Raw genomic sequence first — 18865 nt, forward strand, 5'->3', positions numbered from 1 at the left:
GTTATCCTGGAGCCGTGAGCAGTCCACGCGACCTGGAGGAGGCCGGCTTCGGCTGGCGCGAGAGTGGCGAGGGCGGGCCGGCCGTCGTCTTCCTGCACGGTCTCGGCGGCTCGCGCCTCGCCTGGGAGCCGCAGCTGGGCGCCTTCGGCGTTTGCCGGCGCGCGGTGGCGTGGGACCAGCCGGGCTACGGCGCCTCGGCACCGCTCGAGCCCACGACGACGTTCGCCGGCCTGGCCGACGCTCTCGCCCGCTTCCTCGACCTGCTCGGGCTCGACCGGGTCCATTTCGTCGGCCTGTCGTTCGGCGGGATGGTCGCGCAGCACGCCGCGCTCGCCCACGGCGACCGTCTCGCCTCCCTGACGCTCCTCTCGTCGAGCCCGGCGTTCGGGCTCGACGGCACGACCGCCGAGGCGTGGCGCTCGGCGCGTCTGGCGCCGCTCGACGCCGGGCGCACGCCGGGCGACTTCGCCGGTGAGGTCCTGACGGCCATCGCGGGCCCCGGCCTCACGCCCGAGGCGCTGGCCGCGCAGAAGGCGGCGATGGCGCGGATCGGCAGCGACGGGCTGCGCGCGGCGATCGACTGCCTGGTCACCCACGACACGCGCGCAGAGCTGCACCGCATCGCGGTTCCCACCCTGGTGCTCGCCGGTGCGCTGGACGAGGAGACGCCGGTCGCCTACGCGCAGGCGCTCGCCGGCGGCATCCCGGGGGCGCGCCTGGAGGTCGTCGAGGGTGCGGGACACCTGCTCGGCGCCGAGGCGCCGGACGCGGTCAACGCCATCGTCGCCGGCCATCTCGACGCCGTGGAGGCCCTCGCATGACCGAGTGGCGCTGGGTGCAGCCGTTCCGCGACCACCTCGACCGGTGCGACCTGCGCGAAGGGGAGGTCGTCGCCCTGCTCAGCGAGTCGGCCAGCCGGGCGCTGCTCGTCGAGACGGCGCGGCTGGCGGCGCAGAGCCTCGGCGCGCAGGTGGTCGACGTCGTCGTGCCGACCCCCGCCAACCCGCACCCGGTCGCGATCCGCTCGACGGGCGCGTCGCAGGCGCTGCAGGGCAACCGCGCGGCGCTCGCGGCGCTGGCGGCCGCCGACCTCGTCGTCGACTGCACGCTCGAGGGGCTGCTGCACGCGCCGGAGCTGCCGCAGGTGCTCGGCGGCGGCGCTCGCGTGCTGATGATCTCCAACGAGCACCCCGAGCACTTCGAGCGCTATCGCTGGGACCCCGACCTGCCGCGGCGCGTGGAGCTGGGGCGCACGTGGATGGCCGGGGCGGGCGAGCTGCGGGTGACGAGCGCGGCGGGCACGGACCTGACGATCGGCCTGGCGGGCGCGTTCGTCGCCGGCTCGACCGGGATCACCGACGGCCCGGGGTCGATCGCGCACTGGCCGGGCGGCCTCGTCGCGGCGTTCCCGGCGGCGGGCAGCGTCGCCGGCCGGCTCGTGCTCGCGCCGGGCGACCTGAACCTCACGTTCAAGCGCTACGTCGAGGCGCCGGTGGTGCTCGAGATCGCCGACGACCACATCGTCGCGATCGAGGGCCACGGGGTCGACGCGCTGCTCTTCGCCTCCTACCTCGAGGCCTTCGACGACGACGCGGCGCGCGCGACCAGCCACGTGGGGTGGGGGATGAACCCCGGCGCCCGCTGGGACTACCTCGAGCTCTACGACAAGGCGGACGTCAACGGGACCGAGGCGCGCGCGTACGCGGGCAACTTCCTGTACTCGACCGGCGCCAACGAGCACGCCGGGCGCTTCACGGCCGGCCATTTCGATCTGCCGCTGCGCGCATGCACGCTGCACCTCGACGGGCGGCCGGTCGTGGTCGACGGCGTCCTCGTGCCCGAGCTGCTCGTCGCCCTGCCGGACCCGACCCTGGAGATCTGATGGCCACCGACACCGCCCTCTCACGGGAGCAGCTCCTCGCGCGGATCGACGACCTCGGCCCGCGGTTTCGCGACCGCTCGAGCCGGTACGACCGCGAGGCGGCCTTCCCGTACGAGAGCTACGACGACCTGCGCGACGCGGGGCTGCTCGGCGTCTGCATCCCGGCTCGCCACGGCGGGCTGGGCGCGTCGTTCGCCGACTACATGCACCTCAGCGCGCGCCTCGGCGAGTACTGCGCGATGACCGCGCTGACCTTCAACATGCACTGCCAGACCGTGCTGTGGACCGGCATCGTGGCCGACGAGCTCGACCTCTCCCCGGCGGACCGCGCCCGCCACGAGGAGATCCGCGCCGACCTGTACCGGCGCATCCTGGACGCCGGCGAGATCATGAGCCAGCCGTTGTCGGAGGGCGTGGCGCGCGGCGCGACGGCCGGCGTGATGACGGAGGCCGTGCCGGTGCAGGGCGGCTGGCGCGTGTCCGGGCGCAAGATCTTCGCGTCGCTGTCGGGGGCGGCGAGCGCGTACAACCTGACCGTGAAGGTGCCCGGCGAGGAGCAGGTGCGCTTCATGTCGGTGCGCGCGGACAACCCCGGGGTGCGGATCGCCGGCGACTGGGACACGCTCGGCATGCGCGGCACGGACTCGCGCACGCTGCTGTTCGAGGACGCGTTCGTGCCCCATGCCGACGAGCTGCTGCCGGCAGGCGTCTACGACCAGCTGGCCGAGCGTTGGCCCTACGTCTACATGACGCTCACGCCGACCTACCTCGGGCTCACGCGCGCGGTGGTCGCGTTCGTGCGCGAGTATCTCGGCGGTGGGGGCTCCCGGCGCGACGTGCCGCAGAAGCAGGCCGGCTGGGCCGAGATCCAGATCGCCCACGAGCGCGCCGAGGCGCTGTGGCAGCGCGTCGTCGCCGAGGCGGGCATCGACCCGACGCCCGACCAGCTGCGCCGGGCCTGGGCGGCGTCGTTCACCGTGATGGAGACCGCGCCCGAGGTGGCGTCGAAGGCGATCCGCGTGTGCGGCGGCGGCTCGATCATGCGCACGCTGCCGCTCGAGCAGCACTATCGCGACGCCCGCTGCGGCTCGCTGATGCTGCCGTGGAGCGCCGAGGTGTGCCTCGAGCGCCTCGGCCGGTTCGGTCTCTACGACGACGAGGGCTGACGCGGCGCGGGCCGGGCGCGGCGGTCGGGCCGGCGCCGGGTCAGGCGGCGTCGAGCTCGGTCAGGCGGTTCCACTCCGCCTTGTCCTCGCGCCAGCCCTCCTCGGTGCGCGTGCGCTTCCAGTAGCCGGAGACCGACATCGCCTCCTTCGGCACGCCGCGGTCGACGAGCAGGTGCCTGCGCACCGCGCGCACGGCCGCGGCCTCGCCGTGGACGAAGGCGTGGACGGTGCCGGCCGGGAAGTCGAGCGCCGCCACCTCGTCGACGAGCGCATCGGTCTCCCGCCCGCCGGTGTGCAGCCAGGTGACGCGCAGGTCGCCGGGCGTGTCGAGCTCGACCTCGTCCTCGGGGCCGTCGACCTCGACGACGGCGTGGACCGGGACGCCGGCCGGGATGTGCAGCAGCGAGGCCGCGATCGCGGGCGTGACGCTCAGGTCGCCCACGAGCAGATGCCAGTCGGCGTCGGGGTCGGGCGCGTAGGCGCCGCCGGGCCCGGACAGCTGGAGCACGTCGCCGGGCTCGGCGCGGGCCGCCCACGGGCCGGCGACGCCGGCGTCGCCGTGGACGACGAAGTCGATCGTGAGGCGATTGGACTCCGGCTCCCACTGGCGCACGGTGTACGTCCGCGTGCGCGGCCACTGCTCGCGCGGATGCGAGGCGCGGATCTCCTCGACGTCGAACGGCGCGGCGTAGTCCGCCCCGGGGACCGGGAGCTGGAGCTTGACGTAGTGGTCCGTGTACGCGCCGGCGCCGAAGCCCTCGAGCTCGGGGCCGTCGACGACCACCCGCACGAGATGCGGTGTCAGGCGCTCCACGGAGTCGACGATCGCGTGGATCGTGCGGCGGCCGGCGCGCGCGGGAGGAGCCGTTGTCATAAGGCCACCCTAACAACAACGCCCCGGGCCGCCTCAGAGCAGCTCGGCGATGAGCGCGCCCGCACGCGCGGCGCCGGCGGTCTCCACGGGGCGGTAGTCGACGTCGCGGTCGATCTCCGCGGCGAGCGCGGCCGCGATCTCGGTGGGCCCGTCGGTCTCGAAGTCCATGCGCCGGCCGGCGCCGTAGCGCTCGAGGCGGTACGGCACGTGGCGGTTCTGCTCGAAGTGGTGGCGCAGCGGGAAGTAGAGGAACGGGCGCCGGTTGGCCGTCAGCTCCATCGTCGTCGTCAGGCCGCCCTGGACGATCGCGATGTCGCACGCCGCGAGATGGTGGTGGAGGTCGGGGACGTACGCGTGGATCTCGAGGCCGTCGCGGGCCGGGAGGCTGGACGGGTCCAGGCGGGGACCGGCGACGACGATCATCCGCAAGCCCGGCACGCGGTCCCGCGCCTGCGGGAACGCGTCGATGACGCGCCGCAGCAGGCTCGCCCCGACGCCCGAGCCGCCCACGGTGACGATGCAGACGCGCTCGTCGGCGCCGTAGCCGAGCGCGTCGCGGTCGCCGAGGCGGCCTGGGTCGAAGCCGGTGACGTAGCCGGCGAAGTCGTAGTGCCGCCGCGTCCACTCCCGGATCGACGGCAGCCCGGGGCCGAACGCGTCGGGGACGATGTCGTCGGGGTCGCCGACGAAGATCGCCCGGTCGCGCACGTGCGGGTAGCGCGCGATCTGCTCGATCATCTCGGCGTTCTCGTCGGCGGTGAGGTACGCCTCGTGCGCGCCGCCCTCGGGCATCGGCAGCGCCCCGACGAAGTCGGTCAGCCAGGCGAACGGCGCGCACTTGCGCTCGGGGTTCTCGTGCAGGTGGTAGTCGAGCTCCCACGCCTCGTCGCCGACCCAGAGGTCGTAGGGCTGGTCGCGGACCACGTCGGCGAAGACCATGAAGTTCGCGAGCAGGATCTCGTCCATCCGCCGGAAGGCGTGGAACGCATGCAGGGCATGGCCGGCCGACTCGCGAGCGAAATGGGCCGACTCGCTCGCGAGCTGCGCGCTCGCCGGATGGATCCGCTCGCCACGGGCTTCGAGCACCGCGGTGACGGGGTGCTGGGCGAGCCAGTCGATCTCGAGGTCGGGGTGCAGGCGGCGCAGCTCGTCGGCGATCGCCACGTCGCGCCGCGCGTGGCCGAGGCCGACCGGCGACGACAGGTACAGCGCCCGCCGGCGCCGCACCCTTGCGCGCGGCCAGCGCGCCGGCGGTGGCGGCGGGGCGAGGAAGTCGCGCAGCAGGAGGTTGACCTTGACCGGGTCGCGGGCGTGCGGTGCGTGTCCCGACCCTTCGAGCAGCACGAGGTCCCCGCCCGTCGCCTCGGCCAGCGCGATCCCGCGGCCGGCGCCGGTGATCCTGTCGTCGGCGCCCTGGATGACGAGGACGGGACACCGGACCCGTCCGCACAGCTCGAGCGTCGCCCGCTTCGAGAGGCCGCGCACGGACCCGGTGGCGACGAGCGTCTGCGCCGTCGTCTCGGCGCCCCAACCGACGCAGTCCTCGATCGCCTTCGTCGAATGGGGCTCGCTCAGCATCTGGGCGAAGAAGAACTCGAGGAAGCCGCGGTAGTCGCGCAGCCAGTAGTGGCGGTTGTACTTCGCCCAGCCCTCGTCGGTGTCGAGCTCCTCGTCCCACGGATGGAAGACGCGGTCGGGGGCGCGCTCGCCGATCGCCAGCGCGGGGCCGACGAAGGCGGCACGGTCGACCCGGTCCGGATGCTCGGCGGCGAGCAGCAGCGCCCACTGCGCCCCGAGCGAGAAGGAGACGAGCGCCGCGTGCTCCGTGGCGGTCGCGTCCATGACGGCGAGCGCGTCCGCCGCGAACTCGTCCTCGTCGTAGCCGTCGGGCGGACGGCTCGATCGGCCGTTGCCCCGGCCGTCGAAGGTCACGACGCGGCAGTGGCGCGCGAAGTAGGGGATCTGCATCTTCCAGTGGCGCGAGTGGACGATCGACCACGTCGGCAGCAGGAGGACGGTCGGCTCGCCCGAGCCGTAGACCTCGTAGTGCAGCGCGACGCCGTCGCGCTCGACGACGCCGGACTCGTCCGGGTAGCGGGCGCGCGTCTGCTCGGCGGCGTCAGATCCGGTAGCCGCCGTCGACGCTGATCACCTGCCCGGTGATCCCGGCGGACTCCGGGCAGGCCAGGAGCACGGCCATCGGCGCCAGCTCGTGCGCCTCGAGGATGCGCTGCTGGACGTTCTCGGATGCGGCCGAGCTCCTCGCCGCCTCGGCGCTGCCGACGAGCACCGCCAGCCGGTCCCAGTCGGCCAGCGCCGTCTCGGTCCAGCCCGGGCAGAAGCAGTTGACGGTGATCTCCTGCGGCACCTGGTAGGCCATCGCCCGCGTCAGCCCGACGACGCCGTGCTTGGCGGCGCTGTAGGAGATCAGCCCGCCGCCGCGCTTGGCGTAGCCCGAGCCGGTGTTCACGATCCGCCCGTAGCCGCCCTCGACCATGTGCGGCAGGGCGGCCCGCGAGCCGTAGTACGCGGTGGTCAGGTTGAGGAACAGGTTCTGCTCGAAGAGCTCGTCGTCGTGGTCGAGCGCGACGAGCTGGGTCAGGTCGCCGATCAGGCCGCCCACGTTGTTGAAGAGGATGTCGAGGCCGCCGAAGTGCGCGGCGGCGTCGTCGACGGCCTGCTTGATCGCCGGTCCGTCCATGCAGTCGACGACCAGCGCGAGGCCGTCGGAGCCCAGCTCGCGGATGCCGCCGACGACCTCCTCGAGCTCGTCGGCGCTGCGCGAGAGCACCGCCACCCTGGCGCCCTCGCCGGCCAGGCCGAGCGCGAAGGCCCGGCCGATGCCGCGCCCGGCGCCGGTGACGACGGCCACGCGACCGTCGAGACGTCCCGACGTGGGGCGGGCGAACTGCGAAGCAGGAGCGTCGGACCGCATGCTGTCTCCTCGACCTGGCTGCAGGCGGGGTTGCCGGCGAGGACAACGCTAATCCGTGCGTCCGGGCCGGACGCGGGCGGCCGTGATCCGGCTTGGGACTTACACAGTGGGCGCGATGCGGCCCAGCGATGCCGCACCACGCCGAGGCGTAGGGCGCGCCCGGCGACGGCGGAGCGGACCCGCACGGCGGAGGGCACGGTAAACACCCCCGGCGATCCAGGCGTCAATACCGTTGCGGCTCGCCGTTTCCTCCGAGTCACGCCGCGCGCAGAGAGGATGCCCAGATGTCGACGCAAGATGGCCAGGTCCTCACCAGTCTCGTCGGCTCGTACGCGATGCCGTCCTGGCTGTTCGACCGGGAGCGGCTGGCCACCCGCTTCCCTCCGCGCGTTCGCGCGACCGAGCTCTGGCGCGTCGCCCCGGAGTACCTGCAGGAGGCCCAGGACGACGCCACGCTGCTGGCCATCCGCGACCAGGAGCGGGCCGGCCTGGACATCATCACCGACGGCGAGATGCGGCGGGAGAGCTACTCGAACCGGTTCGCGACGGCCCTGGCGGGGATCGACCACGACCGGCCGGGCACGGCACTCGACCGCAGCGGCCATCCGAACCCGGTGCCGCGCGTCGTGGGGGCGATCTCCCGCCGTCATCCGGTGCTCGTGCGCGATGTCGAGTTCCTGCGGGCGAACACCGATCGCACGGTCAAGATCACCATCCCGGGTCCGTTCACGATGTCCCAGCAGGCACAGAACGAGCACTATGACTCCCCGCGCGAGCTGTGCCTCGCCTATGCCGCGGCGGTCAACGAGGAGATCGCAGACCTGTTCGCGGCCGGGGCGGACATCGTGCAGATCGACGAGCCGTACATGCAGGCCCGGCCGGAGCCGGCCCGTGAGTTCGGCCTCGCCGGTCTGACGCGGGCACTGGACGGCATCGACGGCACCACCGCCCTCCACATCTGCTTCGGGTACGCCGCGGTCATCCACGAGCGTCCGAGCGGCTACTCGTTCCTGCCGGAGCTCGCCGACTCCGCGTGCGATCAGATCTCGATCGAGAGCGCCCAGTCCGGGCTCGACCTGTCCGTCCTGGACTCGCTCGGCGCCAAGACGATCATCCTCGGCGTCCTCGACCTGTCCGATCCCGAGGTCGAGACCCCGGAGACGGTGGCCGACCGCATCGCCGGCGGCCTGCGTCATCGCGACAGCGCCCACCTTGTCGCGGCGCCGGACTGCGGCATGAAGTACCTCGACCGGGCGGTCGCGTTCGGCAAGCTGCAGGCGCTGACGGCGGGAGCCCGGCTTGCGGCGGCGGCGCCGAGCCGGGCCGCGTGACCGGCTCGGGCAGCTCGCCGGCGATCGAGTTCGCCGGCGTGACCGTGGAGGCCTGGGATGCTCGAGCCGGGGCCATGCGCGAGCTGATCGCCGATGTCGACTGGCACGTCGAGCGCGGCGAGCACTGGGTGGTGATCGGCCCGAACGGGGCCGGCAAGACGACCATCCTCAACGCCGCCCGCGCCCGCGTGCTCCCGCGCCGGGGCACCATCGAGATCCTGGGCGCCGCGCCCGGCACTCCGGGCCTGGCCGACCCTCTGCTCCGGGTCGGCGTCATCGAGGCGACGCCGCCCCGGTTCGCCCAGCGCATGAGCGCCCTGGAGGTCGTGCTCACGCAGCCGGCCTCCTCGGCCGCGATCCGCGGCCGGCGCGTGTCCGCCGACGAGCGGGCTCGCGCCGCCGGCCTGCTGGCGCGCTTCGGGGGCCACGAGCTCGAGGACCGGCGCTACGGCGACTGCTCGCGCGGAGAGCGCCAGCGCATCCAGCTCGCGCGCGCCCTGATGCGCGACCCGCTGCTCCTCCTCCTCGACGAGCCGGCGACCGGCCTGGACCTCCCGGGCCGCGAGGCGTTCCTGCAGGCGATGAGCCGGCTGGCGGCCGAGCGCCCGTCCCTCACCACCGTCGCCGTGACCCACCATGTCGAGGAGATCCCGGCTTCGTCGACTCACGCGCTGCTGCTGCGGGAGAGGAGCGTGGTCGCGGCGGGCCCGGTCGACGCCGTGCTGACCGACGACCACCTCGCCGAGTGCTTCGGCGTGCGCATCTCGATCTCGCGGTGCAACGGCCGGTGGGCGGCGAGCATCCACGACGCCGTCTGGGAGCCCGCGACCGGCTTGACGCACCCGCGCTAAACAAGAGCGCCGCCCGTCGAGTCGTATGGGCATGTGGTGCACGAGCCGCTCACACGCCGGCCTTCGGGGCGCCTCCCGGGCGGCCGGGGCGGGCTGCGGCGCCGCCACGCCGGCCGGGACGCCGTCGCAGCGGCTGGTGATCGACCAGCGCGTCCGGCGCGGGCTCGACGCACTGGCCCCCACCGAGGGCTCGGAGGCGCGCGACTGGCTGGACGTGCTCCGGCGGGCCGGGATGACCCCGTGGCCGAGGCGCTGGCGCGGCGGTTCCGTCCGAGCGAACGACGTCGGGTGCGACTCCATGGGATGGGGCACGCGCCCGCTGTGAGGCGAGGCGCCGGGATGACGAACGCAATGCAAGACAGCGAGCAGAACATCGGCGACTCCTTCCGCGTGGCCATGTCGCGCCTCGCCGCCGGCGTCGTGATGGTCACCTGCCGCGTCGACGGTCAGCCGTGGGGACTGACGGTGAGCGCCTGCTGCTCCGTCTCGATGGACCCGCCCCTGATCCTCGCGTCGCTCGGCGCGAACACCGTGAGCGCTGCCGCCATCACACAGCACGGGATCTTCGGCATCAGCGTGCTCGGTCCGCAGCTCGTCGAGGTGGCGCAGTTCGGTTCGTCCCGCGGCGAGCCGAAGTTCATGCAGCACCTCTGCGCCAACGAGCACCCGCAATCAGACAGCCCGGCCGTCAACGGCGCGGTCGCCCACATCGACTGCCTGCTCGAGCAGCGCATCGTCGCGGGGGATCACATCCTCTTCATCGGCCGTGTGTGCAACGCGCTGCTGGGCGACAGCGACACCCCGCTGGTCTACCACGGTCGCACCTATCACCAACTCGTTCCCTCTACCGACCTGGGCGTGCGTCCCGTCGCCGACGAGACGATCGACTCGCTCCTCTACGACTACCCGCTGCCGCGCCGGTTCGCGCGCGTGCATCCACCGAACTGACGTCCTCGAACCCGGAGAGAGCTCATGGCTACGATCGAACAGAAGCCGGTCGACACCGAGAAGCATTACCTGAAAACCGCCGAGGAGTACCTGAAGTCACTCCAGGACGGTCGTGAGGTGTACTACAAGGGCGAGCGCGTCGACGATGTGACGGACCACTTCGCGACGTCCGGCGGCATCCGGGAGATCGCTGAGCTCTACGACCTGCAGTTCGACGAGGAGGCGCGCAACGCGCTGACCTACGTGCGCGATGACGGCGCCCGGGTCACGGCGTCCTACCTGATCCCACGGACCAAGGACGACCTGCGCTTCCGCCGCGAGGGCATCAAGTTCGTCGCCCGCAGGACATGGGGCACGCACGGGCGCGGCATCGACATGATCGCCACGCTGCCCATCGGGATGCTGTCGGAGCTCCCGGCGTTCAAGCGCGAATGCGAGGACGCCGAGAACATCAAGTGGTACATCAAGTACTGCGAGGAGAACAACATCCACCTCGGCGAGACGATCGTCGACCCGCAGGGGTATCGCTCGCGGGCGTCCGGCACCGCCCCGGACGTCCAGCCGCCCGACCGCGCCACCGCGCGGATCGTCAAGGAGAACGACAAGGGCATCTGGATCAGCGGCGTCAAGGGCGTCGGCACCGCGGTGCCGCAGGCCAACGAGATCATCCTCGGCAGCTTCTTCCCGCCGCTCGACGAGGAGAGCTTCTGGGTCTTCGCCCCGATCAGCTCGCCCGGCCTGAAGATGTTCTGCCGCGAGGTGGTGCATCGCCCGGGATCCACCTGGTACGACCATCCGCTCACGTCGAAGGGCGAGGAGATCGAGTCGATCGTCGCCTTCGACAACCTGTTCATCCCGAACGAGCGGATCATCGCCCGCAAGAAGCGCGCACTGCACGGAGTGAACTTCTACAACGTGTGGGCCCGGCACGAGCACTGGTACACGTTCGTCCGGATCGTCGCCAAGGCGGAGCTCTACGCGGGGCTCGCCCAGCTCATCGTCGACACGCTCGAGCTCAGCGAGGTCGCGGTGGTCCGTCAGCGCGTCGCGGAGATCATCGAGTACTGCCAGATCCTGCAGGGCATGCAGTACGCAGCCGAGGAGCTCGCCGACTTCTCGGAGGGCGGGGTCATGACCCCGGACGTCAACGTCGTGACGGCCGGCCGCTCCTACGCGCTGGAGAACCTGCCGCGGATCCTGCACATCCTTCAGGACATCTGCGGACAGGGCATGATCCTGCGCTGGAACGAGGCCGATCTCGAGACGCCGGCGGCGTTCGGCAAGAACCTCGCCTGGTTCCTGGACACGCGCAACATGAGCGCGCGGGACAAGAACCTGGTCATGAACCTCGTGTGGGACGTCGCGGCGAGCGAGCACGCCACGCGGTCGAAGCTCTTCGAGGAGTCCAACGCGCTGAACGTGCCGTTCCTCAAGGAGCGCCTCTACGGCGAGTACGACCGCACGTCGTTCCTGCAGGACTGCCGGCACTTCATCGGTCTGGCGGACGCGCCCGAGCGCACGTTCACGCCGAAGATCGAGGCGCCGTCGCTGTCGACGTACAACGCCGAGGACATGACGAAGCCGGCGAGGTAGGAGGCATATGAGCGACGAGCAGGCCCGCCAGGTCTACGCGGCCGCGCGGCTGGGACAGAGCTTCGAACTCGGGTCTCGGCCCGCGGTCCTCGTCGTGGACCTCACGTGCGGCTTCACGGATCCGTCGTATCCCGTCGGATCCGACCTGACTGCGGAGATCGAGGCGACCAATCGCCTGCTCGGCGTCGCGCGGGAGCAGGGCGCGCCGGTGATCTTCACAACGATCGGATACGAGCCGGGCGGCACGGACGCTGGCGTCTGGCCGCAGAAGTTCCCTGCCATCCTCGACCTGCAGATCGGCGATCGCACCTCGGAGATCGACCCCCGCCTGCAGCGGCGGGCCGGCGAGCCCGTGGTGCTGAAGAAGGGCGCGTCGGCGTTCTTCGGCACGAACCTGTCAGCCATCCTCGTCGCCCTGCACATCGACACGGTCGTCCTGTGCGGCGCGACGACGAGCGGGTGCATCCGCGCCACCGCCATCGATCTCCTGCAGCACGGCTTCCCGGCGCTCGTGCCGCGGGAGTGCGTCGGCGACCGGGCGCGCGCCCCGCATGAGGCGAACCTCTTCGACATCCAGGCGAAGTACGCGGACGTCGTCTCGGTCGACGACGCGATCGCCTACCTCGAGAGCGTCACCACCCGCGCGGAGGCGGTCGGGTGACGTGCCGAGCCCCGCACCAAAGCGACGAGAAAGGCACCTGACATGGCCGCTTCATCCACATTCGTCGATCTCTGCGAGAAGGAGCTGAAGCTCTGCGGCGTGAAGGAGGGGGAGACGGTCGCGGTGCTGTCGCAGCTCGACGAACGCATCGACTACGCCGACGCGTTCATGGCCGCGGCGCGCAAGCTCGGCGCGACGCCGTTCAACGTGCGCCTGCCCGAGGCGTCCACCTCCCTGCTGGGTGACGCCGGCGCCTGGACGGTGGGCGAGACGCCGCTGGCCGACAACGTCCCCGCGCTGGAGTCGCTGAAGTCCGCCGACATCGTGATCGACCTCATGTTCCTGCTGTTCTCCAAGGAGCAGCTCGAGATCCAGGAGGCCGGCTCCCGCATGCTGCTGTGCGTCGAGCCGATCGACAACCTCCAGCGGCTGTTCCCGACCCAGGACCAGCGCCGGCGCGTGGAGGTCAGCGAGGAGCTGCTGGGCAACGCCAAGAGCCTGCGGATCACCAACCACGCCGGCACCGACGTCGTCTACCAGCTCGGGTCCTTCCCCGTCATGACCGAGTACGGGTTCACCGACACGCCGGGCCGGTGGGACCACTGGCCGTCCGGCTTCCTCTTCACGGGCGGGTCGGACGACGGCGTCGACGGCAAGGTGGTCGTCGACCGCGGCGACATCGTCATCACGCCGTTCAAGAAGTTCGTCGAGGACCCCGTCGAGCTGACCATCCGCCAGGGCCGGCTCGAGGACGTCCGCGGGGGCTTCGACGCCGAGCTGCTGCGTGACTACATCGCCGGGTTCGAGGACGAGAAGGCGTACGGCATCTCGCACATCGGCTGGGGCTGCAACGAGAAGTGCCGGTGGTCCGGCCTCGCCAACGACCGCCGCAGCATCGGCATGGAGAGCCGGGCGTTCTACGGCAACACGCTGTTCTCCACCGGCCCCAACCAGGAGCTCGGCGGGAACAACGACACCGCCTGCCACATCGACATCCCCATGCGCAACTGCAGCATGTACCTCGACGACGAGCCGGTCCTCGTCGACGGCGAGTTCGTGGTCGAGGACCTCAAGGCCTCGCGCAGCACGTTCGGATCCCCGTCGGTCACCACCGCGTGAGCGCCGCATGACGACCACGAACCGAAACTCCCGCACGCCGGATCGAACAGGAGGCCAGGTGTGAAGCCCGCACCGTTCAAGTACGCCAGTCCGGAGAGCCTCGAGGAGGCGACGTCCCTGCTCCAGCAGCATGGCGACGACGCCAAGGTCCTCGCCGGCGGCCAGAGCCTGATCCCGCTGATGAACATGCGCCTCGCGCGGCCCGGCGTGCTCGTGGACATCAACCACGTTGCGGGACTCGATGGGATCAGCCGCAACGGGGGGCTGACGATCGGCACGAACACCCGGCACGTGACGGTCCTGCGCTCCCCGGAGGTCCGGGCGTACGCGCCGATCGTCAACGAGGCCATGCGGCACGTGGGGCACGTCGGCATCCGCACGCGAGGGACGTTCGGCGGAGCCACGGCGCACGCCGACCCGGCGGCCGAGATCCCGGCGGTGCTCCTGGCGCTCGACGCGCAGATCACCGTGCAGGGGCCGCAGGGCACGCGCACGATCGCGGCGGACGACTTCTTCGTCTCCACGTTCACGACCGAGCTGGAGGACGACGAGATCGTCACCGCCGTGCAGCTGCCGCACCCGCTGGACCACGCGGCGTGGTCCTTCCACGAGGTCTCGCGCCGCCACGGGGACTTCGCCCTGGTGGGCGTCGCCGCGGTGGCCGAGCTCGACGGCTCGGGCAACGTCAGCCGGGCCCGCATCGCGCTCAGCGGCGTCGCGGACACGCCCGTGCGCGTGACGCAGGCGGAGGACTCGCTCGTCGGACGCGCCCCGGCGGACGGTGCGGACGAGGCGGGACGGCTCGCCGAGCAGCAGCTCGATCCCCCGTCCGACTTCCATGCCACGAGCACGTATCGCCGGGAGGTCGCCGGTGCCCTGGTCACCCGGGCGCTGCAGGACATGGACACCAAGGGAGGATCCCGATGAGCACGACCGTCAGCAGCCGCCGCATCGAGCCGACCGATGACCAGCGCATCGTCACGCTGAAGGTCAACGGCGTCGAGAGGCGGGGAATCGCGGAGCCGCGCATGCTCCTCGTGGACTTCCTGCGTCACGAGCTCGACCTGACCGGCACCCACGTGGGGTGCGAGCACGGGGTCTGCGGCGCCTGCACCGTGCGGATGAACGGCGAGGTCGTGCGCTCCTGCATCATGCTCGCGGTCCAGGCCGAGGGCGCCGAGATCGAGACGGTGGAGGGCCTGGCGACCAACGGGAAACTTCACCCGATCCAGGAGGCGTTCCGCGAGAAGCACGGGTTGCAGTGCGGCTTCTGCACGCCGGGGATGCTCCTGGCCGCGCAGACGCTGCTCGAGGAGAACCCGAACCCCACCGAGCCGGAGATCCGCGAGTACCTCTCCGGGAACATCTGCCGCTGCACCGGCTATGTCGGAATCGTCGCGGCCGTCAAGCACGCTGCCGAGCAGCAGTCACAGGCCTGAGGGGGCACCGCATGGCGACCGACACGCTCAACACCGGACGCAACATCCAGCGCGATGCCGAGGCGAACTCCGTCATGGATCGCAAGAAGTACATCGGGATGAACGTCCTGCGCACCGAGGACCCGGTGTTCCTCACCGGGCGCGCGAAGTACACCGACGACATCCACCTGACCGGGATGCTGCACTGCGCCTTCCTGCGCAGCCCGCACCCCCACGCGAAGATCACCGGCATCGACAAGTCACCGGCGCTGGCGATCGACGGCGTCGTCGCGGTCATCACCGAGCAGGACCTCGAGCCCGTGCTGGGCCCGTTCTCCACCACGCTCATGCGCGACGAGGTGGCGACCGTGCAACGGCCGATCCTCGACTCGACGACCGCCCGCTGGGTCGGCCAGCCGATCGCGATGGTCATCGCGGACTCGCGGTACCTCGCCGAGGACGGCGTCGACGCGCTGGAGGTCGACTGGGAGCCGCTCGACCCGATCATGGACGCCGAGAAGGCGCTGGAGCAGGGATCGCCGCTGGTGCGCGAGGACATGGAGTCGAACAACTTCGCGCACATCGAGTTCCAGCGCGGCGACGTCGAGGGCGCGTTCAAGCGCGCCCACCGGGTGTTCCGCAAGCGCTTCCACCACGGGCGCTTCATGGCCGCCCCGCTGGAGGCGCGCGCGGTCATCGCCGACTGGGACACGGCGACCGACGATCTGACCGTGTGGACGTCGAGCCAGATCCCGAACCTGATCCGCACCTACACGGCCGGGCCGCTGGGCATCGCCGAGAGCAAGATGCGCATCATCTCGGACTCGGTCGGCGGCGGCTTCGGCATGAAGGCCCACGTCTTCGACGAGGAGGCGCTGGTCCCCGCGGCCTCGAAGCTCGTCGGCAAGCCGGTGAAGTGGATCGAGGACCGCTACGAGAACCTGGCCGCCTCCTCGCATGCGAAGGAGATGGTCATGTACCTCGACGTCGCGGTGGACGAGAACAACAAGTTCCTCGCGTTCAAGGGCCACTACATCGGCGTGTCGGGCGCCTACCCCGCGCACCCGTGGACGTCGCTGATCGACCCGCTGCCGGCGGCCGGACTCCTGCCGAGCATCTACGACATCGAGGCGGTCCACACCGTGTGCGACGCGCCGATGACGAACCGGTGCCCGATCGGCGCGTATCGCGGCGTCGGCTGGACGCCGGGGCACGTGGCGCGTGAGACGTTCATCGACGACATCGCGCGCGAGCTCGGCGTCGATCCCGTCGAGCTGCGGCTGCAGAACGCGATCCCCGACGAGCCGTTCACGACGGTGACGGGGATGAAGTACGACGGCGGCAGCTACAGCGCGTCGATCCGCAAGGTGATGGAGATGATCGACTACGAGGGGCTGCGCAGGAAGCAGGCCGATCTGCGCAAGGAGGGGCGCTACCTCGGCATCGGCTTCAGCCCCTACGTCGAGCCGACCGCGTGGGGCTCTGAGGTCGCCAAGGCAAACGGGTTCCCGGCCGAGTTCTTCGACGCGGCCAGCGTGACGATCGAGCCCGACGGCTCGGTGACGGTGACGACCGGATGCCACAACCACGGGCAGGCGCACTACACGACCCTCGCCCAGGTCGCGGCGGACACGCTCGGCGTGCCGTTCGAGAGCATCCGGGTGATCGAGAACGACTCGAGCCGGGCGGTGTACGGGACGGGCACGTACGCGAGCCGCACCGCCGTGATCGCCGGCGGCGCGATCATGCGCGCCGGATCCGAGGTCCGCGACAAGATCGTCCGGCTCGCCGCCCACGCGATGGAGGTCAGCCCGGAGGACGTGGAGCTCGCCGACGGCTCGTTCAGCGTCAAGGGCGTCCCCGACAAGACCATGACGATGCAACAGGTCGGCATGCTGGCCTACTACGGCGGCGCCGCGCGGCTCGAGGGCGAGGAGCCGGCGCTGACCGCGACCCGGTCCTACGACCCTCCCGAGACGTACAGCAACGGCACGATAGTTGCGCTCGTCGAGGTCGACGCGGCGACGGGCAAGGTGGACCTGCAGCACATCTCGTGCTGCGAGGACTGCGGGACGATGCTCAACCCGATGGTCGTCGACGGGCAGATGGCCGGCGCGATCTCACACGGCATCGGCGGGTCGATGTACGAGGACCTCACCTACGACGAGAACGGACAGTTCCTGGCGGGCAGCCTCATGGACTACCTGTACCCGTCCACCACCGAAGTTCCGGATATGGACATCAGTCACATCGAGACGCCCTCGGTCGTGACGGAAGGAGGGATCAAGGGCATGGGCGAGTCGGGCAACATCGCCGCCGGCGCCGCATGCCTCAACGCGATCGCGGACGCCATCAGCTGCTTCGGTACCGTCGAGATCACCAAGACGCCGATCGGCCCGAACGAGGTCCGCGAGCTCATCCGCAATGCCGGCAACGGGGGCGCGTAGGTCGAGCTGGGTCACGCAATACGGAGGAGGGCGTTGAGGGGAGCGCGCCTTTCTTACTTTCATTCACGGTAAGTAGGAGGGTGGACAACGATGTTCGCAGTGTTCAAAGAACAGGTGTCAATCGACATCTTCGCCCTGGACATCTTCTATGTCCTCGCGGTCATCTGCCTGTTCCTCGTCGTCGCGGCCTTCGGGCTCATCGATTCAGGGCTCGTCAGGCGCAAGAACCTGCTGGACACCTGGGTGCAGAAGATCCTCGCCTCGCTGTTCGCCGGCCTGGCGTTCATCATCGTGGGCTTCGGGATCTGGAACTGGCAGTTCAACGAGGCCTTCGGCGTCGCGAACCCGCTGAGTGAAGCCATCAAGTCCTGGTGGCTCGGCGGCACGAACATGACCGAGTTCGCCGGCAACCTCGATCCGAAGCTCGTGCCCGAATCGGACGTTCTTCAGATCTTCTCGGTGTTCTTCATCGTCTACGCCGCGGCGATGGCCGCGCTCATCCACTCGGCGGGCCTCGAACGCGTGAAGGCCGTGCCGATCTACATCCTGTCGATTGCCGCCGGCGGCATCGTGATGCCGTTCCTCGCGTATCTGACGTGGGGCTCGGTCAGCCCGCTGACGAACGCAGGCGTGCACGACTACGTCGGCAACTTCTCGTTCTACATCTTCGTGGGCGTCTGGGCGCTGATCCTGGCGTGGCGGGCGGGACCCCGGCTCGGGGTTCACACGCCGCATCCTGGGACATCCGGCCCGCTGCCGCACAACATGGGCCGAACCGCATTCGGCGTCGTCCTGTTGATGTTCGCCATCCCGTTCCTCGTGCTGGGCTGCGGGTACTTCGTGCCCGGCGTCGGGTACTTCGGCATCTCGGTGACCAGCAGCGGGATCGGCGTGGTGCTGCTCAACATCTTCATGGCGTTCTGCGGTGGCGCCGTGACGGGCGCGATCCTGGCGTACTGGCGGCACGACGCCGTCTGGGCCCTGCTGGGGCCGCTGGCCGGGTACGTGTCGGGGACGGCCGGCTTCGACGTGTTCAAGCCATGGGAGATGCTGATCGTGGCGCTGTTCGCGCCCCTGATCGTCTTCGCCGGCTACAAGACGATGGCCAAGCTGAAGATCGATGAGCAGAAGGTCGTGCCGCTGGCGCTGTTCGGCGGCATCTACGGCGCGATCGTCGTCGGCTTCGTCAAGTGGCACACGGCGACGGGCGGCTACTTCGGGCTCCAGGGCAAGTACGCGCCCGGCAACTCCCAGATCACGCCGGGGTGGCAGCTCATCGGCGTCGGCGTGGCCGTGGGGGTCGCCGCGATCTCCGGGCTGATCCTCATCGTCGGGATCGAGAAGACGATCGGGCTCCGCGTCAAGGAGGCGGACGAGCTCGAGGGCCTCGACAGCGCCTACTGGGGTCTGCCCTCGGCGGCGGAGACCATCCTGCCGGACGGCGCGCCCCTCACCCCGGCCGGCGCGACCGGCGGGCCGGGCGGGAGGTTCGCGACGGCGGGACCACTGGAGTCGCCGTCGGAGTGACGAGCCGATGACGGCCGGTGAGGACCGGCGCACCGGTACCGGGGGTCCGCCCGACGGCGGACCCCCGGCGGCGCGCATCGCTCAGCCGGCGGTCGCGGTCGCCGGTCTGTTTC

Annotated in this window: 17 protein-coding genes; 14 read left to right on the plus strand and 3 right to left on the minus strand. The window is 70.9% G+C overall.

From position 1 onward, the window contains the following. The first annotated feature begins 14 nt into the window (after positions 1-14). The 3 genes from DSM104329_RS11490 to DSM104329_RS11500 are packed head-to-tail and all read left to right on the plus strand — an operon-like array spanning position 15 to position 3048. Positions 15-821: an alpha/beta fold hydrolase gene (locus DSM104329_RS11490; protein WP_259315579.1), complete on the plus strand. Its 807-nt coding sequence runs from the start codon at positions 15-17 to the stop codon at positions 819-821. Then, a complete protein-coding gene (locus tag DSM104329_RS11495) occupies positions 818-1882 on the plus strand; it encodes a M29 family metallopeptidase (RefSeq protein WP_259315580.1) in 1065 nt (354 codons plus the stop codon). Before DSM104329_RS11490 ends, DSM104329_RS11495 begins: the two co-directional genes overlap by 4 nt. Then, positions 1882-3048, plus strand: coding sequence for an acyl-CoA dehydrogenase family protein (locus tag DSM104329_RS11500; RefSeq protein ID WP_259315581.1), 1167 nt, complete (start codon positions 1882-1884; stop codon positions 3046-3048). Before DSM104329_RS11495 ends, DSM104329_RS11500 begins: the two co-directional genes overlap by 1 nt. A 40-nt stretch (positions 3049-3088) precedes the next feature. Here the strand turns inward: DSM104329_RS11500 and DSM104329_RS11505 are convergent, their stop codons facing one another. The 3 genes from DSM104329_RS11505 to DSM104329_RS11515 form a co-directional block, all read right to left on the minus strand. Further along, entirely contained in the window at positions 3089-3922 is an 834-nt protein-coding gene (locus DSM104329_RS11505) for a siderophore-interacting protein (RefSeq protein ID WP_259315582.1), read from the minus strand. Positions 3923-3955: 33 nt separating this feature from the next. Beyond that, a complete protein-coding gene (locus tag DSM104329_RS11510) occupies positions 3956-5974 on the minus strand; it encodes an alpha/beta hydrolase (protein WP_326924502.1) in 2019 nt (672 codons plus the stop codon). A 67-nt stretch (positions 5975-6041) separates the two neighbouring features. Continuing rightward, on the minus strand, positions 6042-6857 hold the full coding sequence (locus DSM104329_RS11515; protein ID WP_259315583.1) for an SDR family NAD(P)-dependent oxidoreductase: 816 nt from the start codon (positions 6855-6857) through the stop codon (positions 6042-6044). Positions 6858-7141: 284 nt separating this feature from the next. Here DSM104329_RS11515 and DSM104329_RS11520 point away from each other — a divergent pair, with 284 nt between their 5' ends. From DSM104329_RS11520 to DSM104329_RS11570, 11 genes are all read left to right on the plus strand, one after another. After that, the gene (locus DSM104329_RS11520; RefSeq protein ID WP_259315584.1) at positions 7142-8188 is read left to right on the plus strand and encodes a uroporphyrinogen decarboxylase family protein; all 1047 of its coding nucleotides are present in this window, start codon (positions 7142-7144) and stop codon (positions 8186-8188) included. Beyond that, positions 8185-9039: an ABC transporter ATP-binding protein gene (locus tag DSM104329_RS11525; protein WP_259315585.1), complete on the plus strand. Its 855-nt coding sequence runs from the start codon at positions 8185-8187 to the stop codon at positions 9037-9039. Before DSM104329_RS11520 ends, DSM104329_RS11525 begins: the two co-directional genes overlap by 4 nt. A gap of 136 nt (positions 9040-9175) precedes the next feature. After that, the gene (locus DSM104329_RS11530; protein ID WP_259315586.1) at positions 9176-9364 is read left to right on the plus strand and encodes a hypothetical protein; all 189 of its coding nucleotides are present in this window, start codon (positions 9176-9178) and stop codon (positions 9362-9364) included. A 26-nt stretch (positions 9365-9390) separates the two neighbouring features. Next, positions 9391-9987 carry a flavin reductase family protein gene (locus DSM104329_RS11535; RefSeq protein WP_259315587.1) on the plus strand — a complete coding sequence of 199 codons (597 nt, stop codon included), beginning with the start codon at positions 9391-9393 and terminating at the stop codon, positions 9985-9987. Between the two features lie 24 nt (positions 9988-10011). Further along, a complete protein-coding gene (locus DSM104329_RS11540; protein WP_259315588.1) occupies positions 10012-11580 on the plus strand; it encodes a 4-hydroxyphenylacetate 3-hydroxylase N-terminal domain-containing protein in 1569 nt (522 codons plus the stop codon). Positions 11581-11587: 7 nt separating this feature from the next. Next, positions 11588-12241 carry an isochorismatase family protein gene (locus DSM104329_RS11545; RefSeq protein ID WP_259315589.1) on the plus strand — a complete coding sequence of 218 codons (654 nt, stop codon included), beginning with the start codon at positions 11588-11590 and terminating at the stop codon, positions 12239-12241. Positions 12242-12283: 42 nt separating this feature from the next. Further along, complete coding sequence (locus DSM104329_RS11550) at positions 12284-13360, plus strand: M29 family metallopeptidase (protein WP_259315590.1); 1077 nt, start codon at positions 12284-12286, stop codon at positions 13358-13360. A 60-nt stretch (positions 13361-13420) separates the two neighbouring features. Further along, complete coding sequence (locus DSM104329_RS11555) at positions 13421-14287, plus strand: FAD binding domain-containing protein (protein WP_259315591.1); 867 nt, start codon at positions 13421-13423, stop codon at positions 14285-14287. Beyond that, the gene (locus DSM104329_RS11560; protein ID WP_259315592.1) at positions 14284-14799 is read left to right on the plus strand and encodes a (2Fe-2S)-binding protein; all 516 of its coding nucleotides are present in this window, start codon (positions 14284-14286) and stop codon (positions 14797-14799) included. Before DSM104329_RS11555 ends, DSM104329_RS11560 begins: the two co-directional genes overlap by 4 nt. Positions 14800-14810: 11 nt before the next feature. Further along, on the plus strand, positions 14811-17225 hold the full coding sequence (locus DSM104329_RS11565; RefSeq protein WP_259315593.1) for a xanthine dehydrogenase family protein molybdopterin-binding subunit: 2415 nt from the start codon (positions 14811-14813) through the stop codon (positions 17223-17225). Between the two features lie 90 nt (positions 17226-17315). Further along, positions 17316-18752, plus strand: coding sequence for a hypothetical protein (locus DSM104329_RS11570; protein WP_259315594.1), 1437 nt, complete (start codon positions 17316-17318; stop codon positions 18750-18752). Positions 18753-18865 lie beyond the last annotated feature (113 nt).

Origin of the sequence: Capillimicrobium parvum (genome assembly GCF_021172045.1) — a bacterium.
GTDB classification, from domain to species: Bacteria; Actinomycetota; Thermoleophilia; order Solirubrobacterales; family Solirubrobacteraceae; genus Capillimicrobium; species Capillimicrobium parvum.

Bases quoted from the DNA above. Each gene is read 5' to 3' on its own strand.
- DSM104329_RS11500 (WP_259315581.1), top strand. From the start codon at position 1,882: ATGGCCACCGACACCGCCCTCTCACGGGAGCAGCTCCTCGCGCGGATC.
- DSM104329_RS11540 (WP_259315588.1), top strand. From the start codon at position 10,012: ATGGCTACGATCGAACAGAAGCCGGTCGACACCGAGAAGCATTACCTG.
- DSM104329_RS11505 (WP_259315582.1), bottom strand. From the start codon at position 3,922: ATGACAACGGCTCCTCCCGCGCGCGCCGGCCGCCGCACGATCCACGCG.
- DSM104329_RS11565 (WP_259315593.1), top strand. From the start codon at position 14,811: ATGGCGACCGACACGCTCAACACCGGACGCAACATCCAGCGCGATGCC.
- DSM104329_RS11515 (WP_259315583.1), bottom strand. From the start codon at position 6,857: ATGCGGTCCGACGCTCCTGCTTCGCAGTTCGCCCGCCCCACGTCGGGA.
- DSM104329_RS11520 (WP_259315584.1), top strand. From the start codon at position 7,142: ATGTCGACGCAAGATGGCCAGGTCCTCACCAGTCTCGTCGGCTCGTAC.
- DSM104329_RS11550 (WP_259315590.1), top strand. From the start codon at position 12,284: ATGGCCGCTTCATCCACATTCGTCGATCTCTGCGAGAAGGAGCTGAAG.
- DSM104329_RS11560 (WP_259315592.1), top strand. From the start codon at position 14,284: ATGAGCACGACCGTCAGCAGCCGCCGCATCGAGCCGACCGATGACCAG.
- DSM104329_RS11570 (WP_259315594.1), top strand. From the start codon at position 17,316: ATGTTCGCAGTGTTCAAAGAACAGGTGTCAATCGACATCTTCGCCCTG.
- DSM104329_RS11495 (WP_259315580.1), top strand. From the start codon at position 818: ATGACCGAGTGGCGCTGGGTGCAGCCGTTCCGCGACCACCTCGACCGG.
- DSM104329_RS11545 (WP_259315589.1), top strand. From the start codon at position 11,588: ATGAGCGACGAGCAGGCCCGCCAGGTCTACGCGGCCGCGCGGCTGGGA.
- DSM104329_RS11535 (WP_259315587.1), top strand. From the start codon at position 9,391: ATGCAAGACAGCGAGCAGAACATCGGCGACTCCTTCCGCGTGGCCATG.